The sequence below is a fragment of the Eleftheria terrae genome (assembly GCF_030419005.1).
In the GTDB taxonomy this organism is placed as follows: Bacteria; Pseudomonadota; Gammaproteobacteria; order Burkholderiales; family Burkholderiaceae_C; genus Caldimonas; species Caldimonas terrae.
In genome coordinates this window covers 2,655,632-2,673,045 of the sequence record NZ_CP106951.1, presented here as the reverse complement: position 1 = coordinate 2,673,045, position 17,414 = coordinate 2,655,632, and the positions used below count along the sequence as shown (strand labels likewise).

General features: G+C 69.2%; 13 protein-coding genes and 1 pseudogene. 7 read left to right on the top strand and 7 right to left on the bottom strand.

Annotation, left to right across the window (positions count from 1 at the left end; all coding sequences use genetic code 11):
- Window positions 1–49: 49 nt before the first annotated feature.
- Both N7L95_RS11725 and N7L95_RS11720 read right to left on the bottom strand, forming a co-directional pair.
- Entirely contained in the window at window positions 50–805 is a 756-nt protein-coding gene (locus tag N7L95_RS11725) for a putative type VI secretion system effector (RefSeq protein WP_301259994.1), read from the bottom strand.
- Between the two features lie 546 nt (window positions 806–1,351).
- Window positions 1,352–2,746: a methyl-accepting chemotaxis protein gene (locus N7L95_RS11720; RefSeq protein ID WP_301259993.1), complete on the bottom strand. Its 1,395-nt coding sequence runs from the start codon at window positions 2,744–2,746 to the stop codon at window positions 1,352–1,354.
- Between the two features lie 589 nt (window positions 2,747–3,335).
- Here N7L95_RS11720 and N7L95_RS11715 point away from each other — a divergent pair.
- Window positions 3,336–5,087 carry a bifunctional metallophosphatase/5'-nucleotidase gene (locus N7L95_RS11715; protein WP_301259992.1) on the top strand — a complete coding sequence of 584 codons (1,752 nt, stop codon included), beginning with the start codon at window positions 3,336–3,338 and terminating at the stop codon, window positions 5,085–5,087.
- Window positions 5,088–5,696: 609 nt separating this feature from the next.
- Window positions 5,697–8,759 (top strand): glycoside hydrolase family 48 protein, encoded by a 3,063-nt coding sequence (locus N7L95_RS11710; RefSeq protein WP_301259991.1) that lies wholly within the window; start codon window positions 5,697–5,699, stop codon window positions 8,757–8,759.
- 101 nt (window positions 8,760–8,860) lie between these two features.
- Here the strand turns inward: N7L95_RS11710 and N7L95_RS11705 are convergent, their stop codons facing one another.
- The gene (locus tag N7L95_RS11705; protein WP_301259990.1) at window positions 8,861–10,852 is read right to left on the bottom strand and encodes a M14 family metallopeptidase; all 1,992 of its coding nucleotides are present in this window, start codon (window positions 10,850–10,852) and stop codon (window positions 8,861–8,863) included.
- A 118-nt stretch (window positions 10,853–10,970) separates the two neighbouring features.
- Here N7L95_RS11705 and N7L95_RS11700 point away from each other — a divergent pair, with 118 nt between their 5' ends.
- From N7L95_RS11700 to N7L95_RS11685, 4 genes and pseudogenes are all read left to right on the top strand, one after another.
- The gene (locus tag N7L95_RS11700; RefSeq protein WP_301259989.1) at window positions 10,971–11,540 is read left to right on the top strand and encodes a hypothetical protein; all 570 of its coding nucleotides are present in this window, start codon (window positions 10,971–10,973) and stop codon (window positions 11,538–11,540) included.
- Between the two features lie 202 nt (window positions 11,541–11,742).
- A complete protein-coding gene (locus N7L95_RS11695) occupies window positions 11,743–11,991 on the top strand; it encodes a Rossmann-fold NAD(P)-binding domain-containing protein (RefSeq protein WP_301259988.1) in 249 nt (82 codons plus the stop codon).
- 17 nt (window positions 11,992–12,008) lie between these two features.
- A pseudogene (locus N7L95_RS11690) lies at window positions 12,009–12,689 on the top strand (NADP-dependent oxidoreductase); the annotation flags it as partial.
- A 95-nt stretch (window positions 12,690–12,784) separates the two neighbouring features.
- On the top strand, window positions 12,785–12,937 hold the full coding sequence (locus tag N7L95_RS11685) for a hypothetical protein (protein WP_301259987.1): 153 nt from the start codon (window positions 12,785–12,787) through the stop codon (window positions 12,935–12,937).
- A gap of 214 nt (window positions 12,938–13,151) precedes the next feature.
- Here N7L95_RS11685 and asd read toward each other — a convergent pair whose 3' ends face one another.
- The 3 genes from asd to N7L95_RS11670 form a co-directional block, all read right to left on the bottom strand.
- Window positions 13,152–14,021, bottom strand: coding sequence for an archaetidylserine decarboxylase (gene asd, locus N7L95_RS11680; RefSeq protein WP_301259986.1), 870 nt, complete (start codon window positions 14,019–14,021; stop codon window positions 13,152–13,154).
- Between the two features lie 229 nt (window positions 14,022–14,250).
- A complete protein-coding gene (locus tag N7L95_RS11675) occupies window positions 14,251–15,438 on the bottom strand; it encodes an acyl-CoA dehydrogenase family protein (RefSeq protein ID WP_301259985.1) in 1,188 nt (395 codons plus the stop codon).
- Window positions 15,439–15,561: 123 nt separating this feature from the next.
- On the bottom strand, window positions 15,562–16,632 hold the full coding sequence (locus N7L95_RS11670) for a calcium:cation antiporter (protein WP_301259984.1): 1,071 nt from the start codon (window positions 16,630–16,632) through the stop codon (window positions 15,562–15,564).
- A 228-nt stretch (window positions 16,633–16,860) separates the two neighbouring features.
- Here N7L95_RS11670 and N7L95_RS11665 point away from each other — a divergent pair, with 228 nt between their 5' ends.
- The gene (locus N7L95_RS11665; RefSeq protein ID WP_301259983.1) at window positions 16,861–17,049 is read left to right on the top strand and encodes a hypothetical protein; all 189 of its coding nucleotides are present in this window, start codon (window positions 16,861–16,863) and stop codon (window positions 17,047–17,049) included.
- 42 nt (window positions 17,050–17,091) lie between these two features.
- Here N7L95_RS11665 and N7L95_RS11660 read toward each other — a convergent pair whose 3' ends face one another.
- Complete coding sequence (locus N7L95_RS11660; protein ID WP_301259982.1) at window positions 17,092–17,346, bottom strand: hypothetical protein; 255 nt, start codon at window positions 17,344–17,346, stop codon at window positions 17,092–17,094.
- Window positions 17,347–17,414 lie beyond the last annotated feature (68 nt).

Here is a 17,414-nt window from a genome sequence, read left to right as displayed (position 1 = left end):
GCGGGGTTTTGCTTTTGCGGTATTCAAACCCCCGTTCCGCTGCGCCGCGTCAGTAGCGAAAGTAGTGCGTCCCCAGGGCGGCTGGGTCGGCTCGCGTGCGCTTCTTGAGCGTTGCGCTCATCAGGTCCACCCGCGCCGGGTCGCGCCAGCCCAACGCCGTGAACACGCGCTCGGCCGTGCGGGCATATGGGCGCCACCTAAGCGCCATGCTGTAGGCCAGGAGGGCCAGGAGGCCGGAGATCGCGCTGGCACCGGTGGCGCCCACCCACAGCACCGTGGCTGCGAACCCTGAAGCAGGCGATGCCAGGCTGGACAACAGGCACACGGCGATGCACAGAGCCGCCGTCGCTCCCCAGGTCACTGCCAGGCCAAACAGCGCCCACCAGCGCCAGGCTGCTCGCATCTGGCTCACGCTCCCTCGGCAGCAGAAGGGATAGAGCGCGATGGCCCGGTCGCGCGGGCGAGCAATGCCGAACACCTCGTAGTGGTCGCCCCGCCACTGGGCTGCAACATCCACGCGATCGCCATCGCTGAAGGGGCTGCGCCAGACCCAGCCGCTCATGGCTCGTCCGTCGAGCAGGAAGTCGACGAAATCGGCCTCTTCTTCGACGCCGTGGCCCCAGGGCCGCCTGGCGGGTGGTGTCTCTGGCTCCGGCTCGGGCGCCACCGCGATGGCGCTGGCCCGGTCGGAGTCGAGCTGTGTCAGTACAAACCGGACCCGTGCCCGGGTCCGGCGGAAGCCGGACACGGTGCCGGACAGCCGGACCAGCCGCCGGCCCGCGACCACACCTGCGCCGCCCGTCACGACCACCTCGCATCAGGTCTCGCTACACGCATGACATCCTCCTGGCCCGCTCCAGGGCCGGCCTCAGGGGCCGCCACGGGCAGGACCGGTGTCCAGTGCGGGCAGGTGTCGCCAGCCAGGCTCACCTGCCGGATGTCAGACGGTCGATTCGGGAAAAAGGGTGGCCCAGCGCGGCAGCAGGTCCGCAATGGAGAACAGCCCGGCTAGCAGGTACGGCAGGGTTGGGCAGGGCCCAAGATCGCGTCTGACGGCAAGACTGCATTCGCCGCGAACACCGGGTGGCTGGACCCAGCGCGGCAAACGGTGCCGACTGTGCCACGCACCCGGCTCGACGTCCATCAGGCGACGACGGTGTGCCCTTGCAATGTCGCCGCCAAGTCACGGCAGCGCTGGTCGTGGAGCAAGACGCTGTCTTCCTGCGAGACAGCCGGTACTGCAGCCAGCTCCGCGGTGGACCCGCGGGTGAAGCGCGGGCACGGCAGCGGCCTCGCCCGCCGTCTTGCCGGACCGTCCAGGCCGCCGCAGTTGGCGCTCAAGTCGCGCTGATCATGCGCCGGTGTGGGCGAGCGTTCCCGCAGTGGCGGACGATGCGTCGGTCTCCGCCTGAAGCTCTTGCATCAATGCGCTCACCTGCGCGGCCAGCTGGGACTGCGAGGCGGCCGCCTGCCCGATGGCGCTGACCGCACGATCGGTGCTCGCAATGCCCTCCGCGATGCGGGCGAACGCCTGGCTGGCCTGCTTGGCGGCACTGACCGCCGGCGCAATGCGTCGGACCGAATCGATGATCAGGCGGCTGCTCTGGCTCGCTGCGCCGGTCGCACGGTCGGCCAACTGGCGCAGTTCATCGGCGACCGTGGCGAAGCCCTGGCCTTGATCCCCGGCCCGCACCGCCTCGAGCGCTGCAGTGAAGGACAGCAGCGTGGTCTGGCTGGCGAACTCGCTGACCAGTCGCACGATCTCGCCCATGCCGTCGGAGGCTTGCTCGATCTGGGCCATGGTCTGGGCCGACCCGTCCAGCCACTGGCCGCCCTTGCCGGCCTCGGCCTGTGATGCCTGCACCACCGTCTGCGCGGACTGCGCGGCGGCCGCGACCTCGCCCAGCGAGCCGAGCAGCCGGGCCACCGGGGCCATCACGGTCGCGCTGCGCTCGCGGGCCTGTGCTTCCTGGGCCACCTGCGCGGTGATGTCCATCGCGAACATCAGGACCTTGAGGGGCTTGCCTTCGCCGTCGAGCACCGGGCTGTAACTGGACTGCAGCCACAGCTCCTCACCATGGCGGCCCTTGCAGGGGTAGCGGCCCGAGGCTGCTTCGCCGGCTGCCAGCCGGCTCCACAGTTCGGCGTAGGCGGCGGTGGTGAGATAGGCGCCCGGGCACAGCATGCCGTGGTGCTGGCCGGTCAGCTCGCGCAGGCTGTAGCCGGTCAAGGCCAGGAACCGCTCGTTCGCGGACAGGATGTTGCCGGCGAGGTTGAGCTCGACGACCGCCTGTGCGCGGTCCAGCGCGGCAGCCTTGCCACGAACTTCAGCCAGCATCTGCTTGTTCAGCGTGACGTCAGTGCCCAGCATCACGACCTTCGCCAGGCCACCGTTTTCGTCGGCCACCGGGTTGTAGGTGGCCTGCAGCCAGACTTCCCGCCCGGTCTTGGCCAGATGGCGGTATTCGCCGGCGTCGAACTCGCCCCGGCCAAGCTTTTGCCAGAACCGCTGATAGGCTTCCGAGCGGCCGAATTCCTCGTCGCAGAGCACGCGGTGTGGGCGGCCGGTCAGCTCATCGAGCGCGTGGCCCAGCGTCTGCAGGGCATTGCCATTGGCCCACAGGATGCGACCTTGCATGTCGAATTCGACGATGACCTGCGAGCGGTCGATGGCGGCCCAGAGGGCGCCCGAGGAATGTTGCGCAGCGGCGAGAGTGTCGAGGGCGGGACTGTAGGGGGCGTTCATGGAGGAGACGGTCTTGGTGTACAGGACAGACGAGAAGCCGAAAGCATGCGGTCGCCGCAGGGCGGGCCGCACCGCGCCCATGGAGCCAGGCGCTGGAGCCAGACGGGGCGTGCATCGCGGCTCGCCCCTTCAAGGCCGGCAGTGTCTCCCGCCGGCGCAGTACGCACTGACGGAATCCGCTCGGGGACGGGGCAGAGATTTCCCTAAAGGGCGCCGCCCTGCTTTCGCGGCTGCTGGGCCGGGACGACAGCTTCAGGGCGACCGCAGCGTCGGCGCCCGGCACGGCCAGTGGCGGGCGTTTCTCGTCCTGCCACTCCACGCCGCGCTACGCCACACCCTCATGCCGTCGCACACCCCGCCCAGCCGACACCGAGCCCGAGGCGCTTTCACCCCGCCCCCGCTGCAGCGTCGTGACACGATTTCGCCGCAGCACCGCGGCTAGCATGAACCGCGCACGCAATGCCGGCAGGGCAGCCTGCCCGGCGCAAGCTGCTCCTCGGCCCTCCGGACAGCGCGCACCGACGCAGACATGCAGGTCGGCTGCGCGGCGTCCACCGATCCCGACTCCCACAAAAGGAATGGCACCCCCATGCAGAAACAGAAGCTCAGGGACCTCTTTCGCAAAGGCGGCGCGCTGGCGCTGACCGCGCTCGCCCTGGCGGGCTGTGCCGGCGACGATGACGGCCATAGCGTCGACATCCGGTTGCTGGCCTTCAACGACTTTCACGGTGCGCTGCAGCCGACCGGCTTGACGCTGAACCTTCCCGATCCGGCCCAGCCCGGCAGCACCTTGCGCGTCAACACCGGTGGCGCCGCCTATCTCGCGGCCGCCCTGGAGGCTCAGCGCGCCGGCCGTCGGCACACCGTCACCCTGTCCAGCGGCGATCTGGTCGGCGCCTCGCCGCTGGTGTCGGCGTTTTTCCGGGACGAGCCCACCGTCGAGGTCATGAACCAGTTGAAGCTCGACTTCAACACTGTCGGCAACCACGAGTTCGACAAGGGCGTGGCGGAACTCAAGCGGGTCGCCGCCGGCGGCTGCAGCACCGACACCGCTCACCCCGACCTGTCGTCCTGCCAGGGCCCGGTCCGGCCCTACGCCGGGGCCCGGTTCGACTTCCTGGCCGCCAATGTGGTCGACGCCGGCACCGGCCAGCCGATCTTCAAGCCCTATGTCGTGAAGCAGTTCGACGGCGCCAAGATCGGCTTCATCGGCGTGGTGACCCGCAGCACGCCCACCATCGTCACCCCGGCCGGGGTCGCGGGCGTCAAGTTCCTCGACGAGGCCGACACCCTCAACCGCTACGCCGACGAGCTGGAGGCGCAAGGCGTCAAGGCGCTGGTGGCCGTGATGCACGAAGGCGGCCAGACCGATTCGACCTGGAACGACGACAACTGTGCCGGTGCGCGCGGCCCGGCCTTTGAGATCGCGGCCCGGCTCAGGCCGTCGATCGACGTCATCTTCAACGGGCACTCGCATGCCGGCTACCGGTGCATCCGCAACGGGGTGCCGATCGTGCAGGCCTTCTCCAACGGCCGTGGCATCAGCCAGGTCGACGTGACGGTCGATGCCACAAGCGGCGACATCGACCGCAGCCGCACCGTTGCGCTCAATGTCCCGGTGGTCAACGACACCAACACCGATGCAACGGTGCTCGAGCGCTTCCGGCCGCTCATGCCCGACGCCACGGTGCAGCAGCTGATCGCGAATTACGCCGCCCTCGCCGCGCCCAAGGCGCAGCGCGTCGTCGGCCACATCACCGGCACCATCGACCGCACGCCCAGCGCCGGCGGGGACTCACCTGCCGGCCGCCTGATCGCCGACGCCCAGCTTGCCGCCACCGCGGCCGCCGGGCAGGGCGGCGCCCAGATCGCCTTCATGAACCCCGGAGGCGTGCGCGCCGACTTCCTGTGCCCCAGCGGCCCCTGTGAGGTCAGCTTTGGCCAGGCCTTCACGGTGCAGCCCTTCGGCAACAGCCTGGTGGTGCTGACGCTCACCGGGCAGCAGCTCAAGGAACTGCTCGAGCAGCAGGCCACCGGGCCCAACGCGACCTTCCCGCGCATGCTGCAGCCCAGTGCCGGATTCACCTATAACTGGGCGGCCGGCGCGCCGGACAACCAGCGCGTCAGCGCCATGAAGCTCAACGGAGTGGAGGTGGTGCCGGCACAGACCTATCGGGTCACGGTGAATTCCTTCCTGGCGGACGGCGGCGACGGCTTCACCGTTCTCAGGAGCGGAGGCGACCGGCTCGGCGGCGTGCAGGACATCGATGCCCTGCTCGATTTCCTCCAACAGCACGATCCCCTCGCCCCGAGCACCGAGGCCCGCATCATCCCGGGCTGAATCCGGGCTTCCGACCTGCGGACGAGGCCGGACGACCAACGGGGGCGTGGGCGCCGGCCCACACCGGGCCTGGAAAAGTATCTACCTGTCACTTCATCCACAGCTCCTGTGGAAGGAGCTGTGGACAAGCTGTAGGCCGAGGCCGCCAGGCCGCTGTTCATGCGGCTGCTCCTCAATCTGCCTCCTTCTGAGGCAGATGCCCGCCTGCCAGGCGGCCTGCAAGGCAGATTGCAAGCCAAGTCTCAGCTTTCAATGCGCGAAAAGGTCATCTCGCCCATGCGTTCAGACCCCGCGAAAAGGGCAGTGGCTGGCCCGATCGCACCTTCTTTGTAAAGGCTCAAAGAGCAATCAGAGTGCCTGTTCGGCCCTACTTCTACTGTTACTCATAGCAGGTTTACATCCGGTCGGTTCGACAGGAAGCTAGCGCCCATGCAAGCGCTTTCATGACTGTCGGCCGGCTCCGTCGGACGGCGGCCAGCGCTTGAACAGGAGCCGTGCGCGGACCTCCTGAAGTGCCCACCCGACGTCGAGAACGAGGAGACGAGGGGTGGATTGCCATGGCGTCGCTCCACAGGACGCGCGCCATTCTTCTGCCGGTAGGAAACAACCATGAGAACGCCCTTTCCCGCACCTTCCCGCACCCCACGCCTGAAGCGTTGGGCGAAGACCGCAGCCAGCGGATTGCTGGCCTGCTCCAGCCTCGGGGCCTCGGTGGCCCTCTTGAGCGCGTCGCTCGCCACGTCGGCCCAAGCCGCCGATGCCGAGTACGCCCAGCGCTTCCTGACCCAGTACAACAAGATCAAGAACCCCGCGAACGGCTACTTCAGCCCGGAGGGGGTGCCCTACCACTCCGTCGAGACCCTGATGGTCGAGGCGCCCGACCATGGCCACGAGACCACCTCCGAGGCCTACAGCTTCTGGCTGTGGCTCGAAGCGCAGTACGGTCGCGCCACCGGCGACTGGCAGCCGCTGAAGAAGGCCTGGGCCAACATGGAGAAGTACATCATCCCGTCCACCCAGGACCAGCCCACCAACAGCTTCTACAACCCCGGCAGGCCGGCCACCTATGCCGCCGAGCACCCGCTGCCGGAGAACTACCCCTCGCGCATCGACAGCTCCGTCCCGGTGGGCCAGGACCCGCTGGCCAATGAACTGGCGGCGGCCTACGGCACCCGCGAGATCTACGGCATGCACTGGCTGCTCGACGTCGACAACTGGTACGGCTTTGGCCGCTGCGGCGACGGTGTCACCAAGCCGGCGTACATCAACACCTTCCAGCGCGGCGCGCAGGAATCGGTCTGGGAGACGGTGCCCCACCCGTCCTGCGAAACCTTCAAATGGGGCCGCAACACCGGCAACCAGGGCTTCCTGAGCCTGTTCACCGGCGACAGCAGCTATGCCCGCCAATGGCGCTACACCAATGCACCGGACGCTGATGCCCGCGCGGTGCAGGCCATCTACTGGGCCTCGGTGTGGGCCAAGGAGCAAGGCAAGGGCGCCGAGGTGGCCGACCTGGTGAAGAAGGCGTCGAAGATGGGCGACTACCTGCGGTACGCCATGTTCGACAAGTACTTCAAGAAGGTCGGCAACTGCGTCGGCGCCTACAACTGCCAGGGCGGCTCGGGCACGCCCGACGCACGCGGCTTCCGCGACAACCAGCACTACCTGCTGAGCTGGTACTACGCCTGGGGTGGCGCGGTCGACCAGGGCGCCGGCTGGGCCTGGCGCATCAGCTCCAGCCACGCGCACTTCGGCTACCAGAACCCGTTTGCGGCCTGGGTGCTGTCGAGCCAGCCCGAGTTCAAGCCCGTCTCGGCCACCGGCGCGAGCGACTGGGGCAAGAGCCTGACCCGCCAGGTCGAGTTCTACCGCTGGCTGCAGTCGGCCGACGGCGCCATCGCCGGCGGGGCCACCAACAGCTGGGGCGGCAACCATGGCACCCCGCCGGCCGGCACCGCGACCTTCTATGGCATGTTCTATGACGAGAAGCCGGTCTACCACGACCCGGCGTCCAACACCTGGTTCGGCTTCCAGGTCTGGTCCATGCAGCGGGTCGCCGAGTACTACTACGCCACCGGTGATGCGAAGGCCAAGGCCTTGCTCGACAAGTGGGTCGGCTGGGCGCTGGCCAACACCACGCTGAAGGACGACGGCACCTACCGCATCCCCAACACGCTGAAGTGGAGCGGCCAGCCCGACACCTGGAACCCCGACAGCCCAGGCGCGAACAGCGGCCTGCGGGTCAGCGTGGTCGACCATACGAACGACGTCGGCACCGCGGCCGCCTTTGCCCGCACGCTGATCTACTACTCGGCCAAGGCGAACCACGCGGCATCCAAGGCGATGGCCAAGCAGCTGCTGGACCGCATGTGGACCAAGCATCAGGATGCCAAGGGCGTGGCGGTCGAGGAAGAGCGCACCGACTACAAGCGCTTCGACGACAAGTTCAACCCCGCCACCGGTGACGGCATCTTCGTGCCGCAGGGCTGGGTGGGCACCAATGCGCAAGGCGCGACCATCGACAGCAACTCGACCTTCCTGAGCATCCGGCCGAAGTACGAGCAGGACCCGCAGTGGCCCAAACTGAAGGCCTACCTCGACGGCGGCCCGTCGCCCAAGTGGACGTATCACCGCTTCTGGGCCCAGGCCGACATCGCCCTGGCGATGGCGGACTATGCCCACCTGCTGGACGGCACCGGCGGCACGGCCGCGGTGAAGGTCAACAACACCGCGCTGCGCGTGCCCGAAGGCGGCAATGCCCGCTTCTTCGTGACGCTGTCGCAAGCCCCGGCCAGCAACGTCACGGTGACGGTGGCCAAGGCCGCTGGCGGCGACGCCGACCTGAACGCCTCGCGCACCACCCTCGGCTTCACGCCGGCCAACTACAACGTGGCGCAGCCGGTGTATGTGCAGGCGGCGGAGGACGAGGACCAGGCCAACGGCAGCGCGGCCTTCACGGTCTCGGCACCCGGCCACACGGCTGTCCGCGTCTCGGCCACCGAGCTGGACAACGACGTGGTCGTGCCGGTCACGCTGGTGCTGTCCGGCACGCCGGTGGCGGTGCCCGAAGGCGGCACGCGCAGCTTCCAGGCGCGCCTGGCAGCCAAGCCGGCCGGCAACGTCACGGTGCAGGTGGCCCGCACCGGCGGCGACGCCGACCTGTCGGTGGCGTCCGGCGCGACGCTCACCTTCACGCCGGCCAACTGGAACGTCAACCAGGCGGTGACCCTGGCCGCCGCCGAGGACGCTGACGGCAGCAACGGCAGTGCCACCTTCTCGCTGAGCGGCAGTGGCGGCCTGAGCGCCACCGTGCAAGCCAGCGAGCAGGACAACGATGCTGTGGCCGCCGCCTGCACCGTGGTCTTCGACGCCAGCAGCGACTGGGGCTCCGGCCAGACCCAGGCCATCACGCTGCAGAACGGCAGCGCCAGCGCCATCGAGGGCTGGTCGGTGAGCTGGACCGCGGCCAGCGACTTCCAGGTCACCAACTCCTGGAACTCGACTGTGACGCAGAGCGGCCGCACGGTGGTCGCCAAGCCCACCGCGTGGAATGCCACGGTGCCGGCCAACGGCAGCGTGTCCTTCGGCGTGCAGGTCGCCTACTCGGGCAGCAAGCCGACGCCGAGCGCGGTGAAGTGGGAAGGCCGCGACTGCAAGGTCGTGGTGAAGTGACCCGCCTGCCATTGGCCTGAGCAGTGAGAAGGGCCCGCGGCAGTGATGCCGCGGGCCCTTGTGCTTCCAGCATGGGGCCGGCCGGCCGCCCCGGCCGCGCCTTAGAAGCGGATGCTTTGCTCGGCCGAGCAGCGCTTGCGGGCGCCGCTCTCGCACACCTGGTAGCGCCAGGTGCCGCTGCTGCGCATCTCGCGGTGGCTGCCGTCATTGCGGCTGGCCCCCAGCGACACCCCGTTGCGGTAGAGGTCGACGCTGGAGCCGCGCGCGCCGCTCCACGACACATCCACCTGCCAGCCGCCCCAGGGGCGCCGCTGGCTCGCCAGCGACAGCCGGATGCCGTCCGGCGGTCCACCCGCTACCTTCAGGAAGACCGCCGAGATCGGTCCCCAGACGCCCGCGGCATCGCGGCCCCGCACGAACACGATGTGCTGCCCGGGCTTCAGGCTGGCCGTGTCCAGCGTGCCGCGGACCGTTTCCGTGGCGGTGTCGAAGCCGCCATCGGCCGCGGCCAGCGGCACCGGCGTGGCACCTTCCAGCCAGGGCGGCGTGTCGATGTAGGCCTCTGCGGCCGCGATGGCCTGCGTCGGCTCCACCCCGTTGCTGTTGTTGAAGCGCGTGTCGGTGACCGAGGCCGTCAGCGTCACCCGCTCGCCGGCGGGCACGCCGGCGCCGCTGGCGTCCTTGTCGAGCGACGGCTGCAGCACGTCGGGACCGGCGGGCGTGATGTAGGGGGCGCCGGCCACCTTGGCCGCATAGATCAGCGCCGGCAGGTTGTCCGGCTTGATGGTGCGGTTGTAGTCCTCGCAGCTTTCGAAGAAGCTGTCGCCCAGCTCGAAGGTGTAGGACGGCACGCCCAGCTCGCCATAGCTCGGGCCGTCGGTGGTGCCTTCGGTCGGATACAGGCCGATGGACTGCTGTGGCGAATAGCCGTTGTAGTAGGCGAAGCGCCGGCCCAGCGTCTGCAGTTGGTCGGCATTGCCGCTCTTGGTGGCCGTCTCGCCCCAGGGCCACAGCACCAGGCGGCTGTAGCTGTGCAGGTCGAGGTGCAGGCCGCTGGTGTCGGCCGGTGCCGGGTCGGTCAGGCCGGGCCCGCGGCGGTCCGGCCACAGCGAGCGGATGTAGTGCTCCATCGCCTTCACTTCCGGCTCCGACGCGGCAGATCGGCCACGATAGGTCGGCGCGCATTCGTCGCCGCTGGAGCCAGCACCGCCGGTGCTGTTCCAGGTGAAGCTGAAGTTGCGGTTCAGGTCGGCCCCGCGCTGGTTGCTGGTGGCGCCGCAGTAGTCGCGGTTGGTGTTCTTGCGCCAGGACAGGCCGGTCTCCGCCAGCTTGCGGCCATCCGGGTTGCTGTGCAGCAGCAGATGCACTTCGTGATGATCCAGCAGCCAGGTGGCGTCGGCATTCTTGCCATAGCCGTCGATCAGCCAGCGGGCCAGGGCGAGGGCGAGCGGCGCCGTCGTGTACTCACGCGCATGGATGGCGCTGTTGATGAACAGCTTGGGCTTGTTGCGCCCGCCCACTGCCGCATTGCCGAGCTTGAGCACCCGCATGTCTTCGCCGCCCAGGCCGCGGGTCTTCTCCCACGAGTCGCCGATGTCCACCCAGCGGGCCAGCTTGGGATGGCTGGCAACCATCGCGTCGCCGGCGGCGAAGGTCTCGGCCACCGTCTCGTAGCAGGCGAAGCCGGGGATGGACTGCGTGTCGGCCATGAGGCCCGCGCGGCTGCGCTGCTGGGCCGCCGCCGCAATCGCCTTCAGTCGTTCATCGCGCTTGGCGACATAGTCCGGCGCATGCTCCACTCGGAAGCCGAACTGCCGCAGCTGCGCGATTTCCGCACCGTCGAGTTCCAGCACCAGGAAGCCCTGCCCGTAGTTGGCTTCGAGCAGGTTGGCATGGAAGCTGATAGCCGCCTTGCGTCCGGTGGCCGCATCTGGAAAATAGGCCTTGTACAGTTGGACCCGCTGGCGTTCCTGGTCGTGCAGTGCCCGCAGTTCCTCCGCAGCGCCGGCCGGGCCGGCGCAGGCGGCAGTGGCGGCCAGGGTCAGGCCAAGCGCGGCGAGTGCCGCCCCGAGGTGGGGATGAATGGACTTCATGTGGCTCCTTACAGTGACGCTCCACAGCGCCGGACTGGGCGGCAGTCGCCGGCATCAGGGTTCATCGTCGGCAGCCGCCCACGTGGAGCGCCGATTCTCCGGGAGGAAGGACTGGCTCATGGCAAACACCCTGAAAGACCACCGGGGCATCGCCCTGGTGCTGTGCCTTCTTGGAGCAGCGGCGTCGGCCACACCGACCGCGCAGGCGCCCATGGCTCCCGCCGCTGACGCGCCTGCAGAAGGGCCAGCCGACGCGCAGGCCCTCTCCCGCAGCTACCTGGCGCTGCGCAAGGCGCCCGGCCATTTCAATGGTGGCCGCTGGAACGCCGAGGTCGACGGCTGGGGCGGCCGCAAGCAGCGGGTGATGGAACAGCTGGCCGCCGAAGTGCTGGGCCGGCCCACCACCGCAGCCGGGCTGCGCCGGTTGATGCAGCAGCCGGACGAAGTGACGGCCTGCCCGTCGGCCGGCTGCAGCACCATCGTGTCGGGGCTGAGGGAGGGCGGTGAGTCGTCGGCCACATCGATGGCGCCGGCCGGCTGGGGCCGCGAAGCGGTCGGCAGCGCGCTGAAGCAGACGACCGGGGCGAGCCTCTGGATCTATGACTGGCGCGGCCGGCATGACCGGTTGGTGTTTGTGGTGGCCGGTGACCAAGTGCAGGCCGGCGGCTGGCTGTACGCCGGCGAATGAACCGACTGGCAGCGCGCTAGCGGCCTCGCCCACGGGGCATGGTGCGGCGTGTCTTTGGTGCCTTCGAGTTCGATGCGCGCCGATGAAGTCCGCGATCCCCAGCGCCGCGGAAGGACCCTTCTGCTGCGAAAGCTGATGCCTTGGCTGGCGGCGGCGTGCCGCCGGTCAGCCGCCTCGCCCGAACCGCCGGGCATGCCCCAGCATGCTGGCACTTCGGGGTGCTGCATCGCGGGAGGTCCGCCCGGGCGTCGAGAAGCGAGTGAGGGAGGTGATCGTCAGCGCCGAGGGCCTGGGCGTGGTGGCCGCGATGGCGTTGAAGGCGGACACGGCGGCTCACCCGAAGATCCGCTATGCCCCCGGACCCGCCAAGCGCATGTGCATGCTGCGTCGATTTGCGCCCGCCAGCGTGCTGGATGCCGGTGTACGCAAGGACCTGCGTCTCGCCGCCTGAACAAGAACAGGAACCTCATCAAAGCATTTGCTCTCGAGCGCTACGGCAGGAAGCGCTCGCTGTCGCCGACCGAGATGCCGACCTCGCCACTGCGCGATGACGAGGTCCTGGCCGAGGTGCACGCCGCGGGTGTCAACCCGCTGGACGTCAAGGTCAGGGACGGTGAGTTCAAGCGCATCCTGCCCTATCACCTGCCCTTCATCCTCGGCCACGACGTGGCGGGTGTCGTGGTCAAGGCCGGTCCGCAGGTACGGAAGTTCAAGGTGGGGCGACGAGGTCTACGCGCGAGTCGATGATTCGCGGATCGGCACATTCGCGGAATTCGCCCCGTCCAGGCGTCGTCGCTCGCGTTCAAGCCGCGCGGCCTCATGATGGAGGAGGCCGCCTCCATTCCTCTGGTCGGTTTGACTGCGTGGCAGGCACTTGTCGAGAAGGCCGGCCTGAAAAGAGGCCAGAAGGTCTTCATCCAGGCCGGCTCCGGCGGCATCGGCACCTTCGCGATCCAGCTGGCCAAGCAGTTGGGCGCAAGTGTCGCGACGACAACGAGCGTGGCCAATGCCGCTCTGGTGAAGGGCCTGGGCGCAGACGTCGCGGTCGACTACAAGAGCCAGCAGTTCGAAGACGCCTTGCGCGACTATGACGTCGTTCTGCACAGCCAGGATGGCAAGACGCTGGACAAGTCCCTTCGGGTGCTCAAGCAGCGGCGTCAACGCATGCAGCGGCTGATCAGGTCAGGGCGCAGCTGGCGCGGAGACTGATGGACCGCTGCGACGACTGGTCCTGACCCTGCGCCATGGCGAGCAGCCGCCGCGGTTCCTCGGTCATTGGCTGCAATGCCCGCGCTGCAGTGGACGTGGAGCACCACCTGCTTGTCGTGCATGAGGTGGCCCACCACAGCAGTGACCGGGCACAGCTGGGCAAGATGGCGGTGGTCACGCTCGCGTGAAGCGATGGGCACGACCCAGCGCAGGCTACTGCGGACCGCGGCCACGACAGCTGCGTGCAGCTCAAGGCCCGCCGCCACAAGGGGGCCGCGGCGTGCATGCCCCAAGCCGGCGATCTCCAACGCCCCGACTTCGCGGGGAAGCCTTGCGGTCGCGCACCGGGAAGATCCGTCGCCGACGAGGTCGGCCGGGAACACGACGCCGCGCTGCCGTGGCTCACACCGCCGGCGGCACCGGATGTTCCGGGTAGTTGGCCATCGCCTGGCCAAGCGAGACCGGCCGCTCCGGGGCCCAGGCAGGGTTGAAGCGCAGCGGGCTCTTCGGAAACAGCAGCACGACCGTGGAGCCGAGCAGGAAGCGGCCCATCTCGTCGTTCTGCTGCAGCACCACCTGCTGGTCCTGGTAGGTCCATTCGCGGATGCGGCCCGGGCGCGGCGGGTTCACCACGCCATGCCAGACGGTGGCCATGCTGCCGACGATGGTCGCGCCCACCAGCACCAGCGCAAAGGGCCCGCGCGGCCCGTCGAACAGGCAGACCACCCGCTCGTTGCGGGCGAACAGCCCGGGCACGCCGCGCGCGGTGGTCGGGTTGACCGAGAACAGGTCGCCCGGCACATGGATCATGCGCAGCAACCGGCCGGCGCACGGCATGTGGATGCGGTGGTAGTCCTTCGGGCTGAGGTAGAGCGTCGCAAAGCTGCCGTCCTCGAACTGGGCGGCCAGCGCCGTATCGCCGCCCAGCAGGGCGGTGGTCGAGTAATGGTGGCCCTTGGCCTGGAAGATCTGGTCCCGCTCGATGCGGCCGAACTGGCTGATGGCGCCGTCCACCGGCACGATCAGGTCGGCCGGCGCCACCGGCCTGGCGCCGTGCTTGAGTGCCCGGGTGAAGAAGTCGTTGAAGCTCTTGTAGCTGCGGATGTCCTCGTCCACCGCTTCGCTCATGTCCACGCCATAGTGGCGCACGAACCAGCGAATGATCTGCGTCGTCAGTGCACCGGCCTGGGCCGACGCGATCCGGCCCGCCAATGCCGTCAGTGCCTGCTTGGGCAACAGGTATTGATGGAGGACGGCGAGGCGGTCGGACATGGCGTTGGCACAAGTGGATGCAGGGACGCAAGTGTATGCGGGCCGCCGGCCAGGCCGCCCCATGCACGGCATGCCGACGATTGTTGCAGCGAGCGGCGGGCCTGGGCGTCGGACGGAGGCCGACGCGATGCGCACAGCGACCGTCGTCGTGGCTGCCACGGTCTTGGTCCAGGCACCGCGGCGCCGGGGCGCCCCCTGCGGGCCGGCCGGTGTGGCGCCCAGGCGCGCTTCAGTAGCCGAAGAAGGCCCAGTCCGGCTCCAGCCCGAACAGCAGGCGGCCGGCCGATTCGTAGCGGCTGGTCGAGCCGAAGGCGTGCTGCGTCACCACATGCACGTCCCGGAAGTGCCGTTCGAACGGCTGTTCCTCGCGGATGGCCGTGGTGCCGGCGGCCTCATGCACCAGGTCGACCGCCTCGGCCGCAGCCCGGATGGCATGCGTGGTCGCCAGTTGCAGCTTCACCTTCTGCGGCAGCTGCAGGCGCTCGCCGGCCTGGGCTGCCTGCCAGGCTTCGCGCACGGCCTCGTGCAGATAGGCCCGGCCGGCTCCCAGCCAGGCCTCGGCACGGGCCGCCTGGGCCTGCACCACCGGGCGGTGGTGCAGGGGCGTCTGGGTGTAGTTGGGCGTCTTGGTGCGGCCCAGCGCCAGCAGGGCGTCGATGGCTGCGCGGGCGATGCCGAGTGCGGTGGGCGCCAGCCCCACCACCGCGAGCCAGATGCCGATCCGGTAGAGCGGCCCCTGGAAGGCGGACGCCAGCCGCTGCGGTGGCAGCAGCGGCGCCGCCCGCCGGGCCGGCACGAACACATCGCTGGCCGTCACGTCATGGCTGCCGGTGCCGCGCATGCCCAGCGTGTGCCAGGTATCGAGCACGCGGGCCTGGCGCGCCGGCAGCGCGGCAATGATCTGCTCGGGCTGGCCGGCCGGGCCGATGCGCGGCTGCCCGTCCTGCATCACCAGGGCCGACACCAGGTGCCAATCGGCCGCCTGGCAGCCGCTGTGGAAGCTCCAGCGGCCGCTGATGCGCCAGCCGCCGTCCGCCGCCACGGCCTGGCCCGGCGGGAACAGGCCGCCGCTGAAGACCGGCGTCGCCGGCCCGTGGAAGATCTCCTGCACGCCGTCGTCCGGCAACCAGGAGAGAAACGGTGCAGCCGACGCCGAGACGGTGAGGTTCCACGCCGCGGCGCTGTCGATGCGGGCCATGGCTTCGAACACGGCCAGGGCGGTGAGCGGGTCGACCTCCAGGCCGCCGGCCTCTCGCGGCACCCACAGCCGGTAGAGGCCGGCCCTGGCGAGTGCCTCGACCACCGCGGGCGAAAGCCGGCGCTCCTGTTCGGCGCCGGCGGCATGCTGGCTCAGCAGCGGGGCCAGTTCGCGCACGCTGTCGAGCAGCGCGCCACGGCTCTCAGGGGTCACGGTCATGGCGGGGTACCTCCTTGTTGCATCAGGAGGCGCACGGCCGGCCACCCGCCCGGGCGGTCTGCAAAGCCGAGCGCCCTGCGGGCAGCCCGGTCACTGTGCCACCTGTCCCGGCGGGCCTCGCGGTCAAGGTGCAAGCGCGAGAAACAGGAAGGCCGCGAACAGCACCAAGTGCACCGCACCCTGCATGACATTGGTGCGGCCGGTGCCGAGCGTGATGGTGCCCACCAGGAAGGTGAGGGCCAGCAGCACCATGTCCTTGGGCGCCAGGCCCAGCTCCAGCGGCATGTCCAGCACCACCGAGGCGGCCGCGACGGCGGGAATGGTCAGGCCGATGCTGGCCAGGGCCGAGCCGAGCGCCAGGTTCAGGCTGGTTTGCAGCCGGTCGGCCCGGGCCGCACGCACGGCCGCCCAGGTCTCGGGCAGCAGCACCAGCAGGGCGATCGCGATGCCGATCACTGCCTTGGGCGCGCCAGCCGCCGCCACGGCGGACTCGATGCCAGGTGACAGCACCTTGGCCAGTCCCACCACCGCGACCAGCGCCAGCATCAGCAGGCTGAAACTGATCCAGGCCTGCCGCGGCGTCGGCGGCACGGCATGGGCGTCTTCATTGGCGATGTCCTGGGCCGGCAGGAAGTAGTCGCGATGCCGCACCGTCTGCACAAAGACGAACACCGCCCACAGCACCAGCGAGGCCACCGCCGCGAACGCCAGCTGCATCGTGGTGTAGGTGGCCCCCGGCGAACTGGTGGTGAAGCTCGGCAGCACCAGCGACAGCGTGGACAACGCCACCAGCGCCGCCAGCCCCGAGCTGGCACCTTCGATGCGGAAGGACTGCTCGCGGTGGCGGATGCCGCCGGCCAGCAGGCACAGCCCGACCACGCCGTTGCAGATGATCATGACTGCCGAGAACACCGTGTCGCGCGGCAGGGCGGCCTTGTCCGGGCCGCCGGTGAGCATCAGCGAGACCATCAGCGCCACCTCGATGATGGTGATCGCGACCGCCAGGACCAGGGTGCCGAAGGGTTCGCCCACGCGATGCGCCACCACCTCGGCATGGTGCACGGCCGCCAGCACGGCGCCGATCAGGCCGGCCACGCAAACGACTGTCAGCACGCCGCTCATTGGCAGCATGAAAGCCGCCAGCAGCACGGCACAGGCGCCGGGTGGAACAAGCAGGGGCCACACAGCAGGCATCGGCATTCTTTCTCGGTGGAAGACGGAAGGCAGCGGCAGCCGACAGGCGCCGCCCGCAGGACGCGGCCGATCTTAGCGGAGCGGTCCGATCTGCCGGCGGCGCTCAGGCGCGTGGGCAGCGTGCTGCAATTGCTGCTGTACGGCTTCCTTGAAGCCCGGCCTGCCGCTTGCCGATGAAGACAGTGTTATCGTGGACCGGCCGGAGGGTCCGGCAATGGGAGGCCGATCATGCAGACGCTGAAGGAAATGCGCCAACTGGGCTTGCTGACGCAGGAGCAGTACCTGGAGATCCGTGCTTATGTGATGAGCCATCCGAGCCCGGAGCAAATCACGGCCATGCCGGCCCACCTGTGGCAGGCCATGCTGCATGCGGATGCCTTGATGTACCCGGACGACGAGCCGCAGCCCCTGCACTGACCCCGCCGGCGCGGCCAGGGCCGTGCGCAGGGCGCGCGGCACTCAGTGCTTGACGTTCTCGCGATTGAATCCCGGCGTGGGCGGGATGGTGCTGGGCACGCCTTCGGAACCGTCGCTGCACGGCGACTGCCATTCACGCAGCAATTGCTCGATCTGCGTGTGGCCGTACTGCGCCGCCAGGTCGATGAGGGCATCAACGTTGCCGTCGTTCACGCGGTCGTGGCCCAGGCCCTTCTTCAGCTGTTGAAGAATCTCCCGCAGTTCTTCAGGATTCGGGGAACGGTCGGCGTCTAGCATCGTCGTGTCCTTCTGAGCGGTGGTTGTTGAACCAGCCAGAAGGCGGGCAAGGCCCGTGCCAGGCGGCC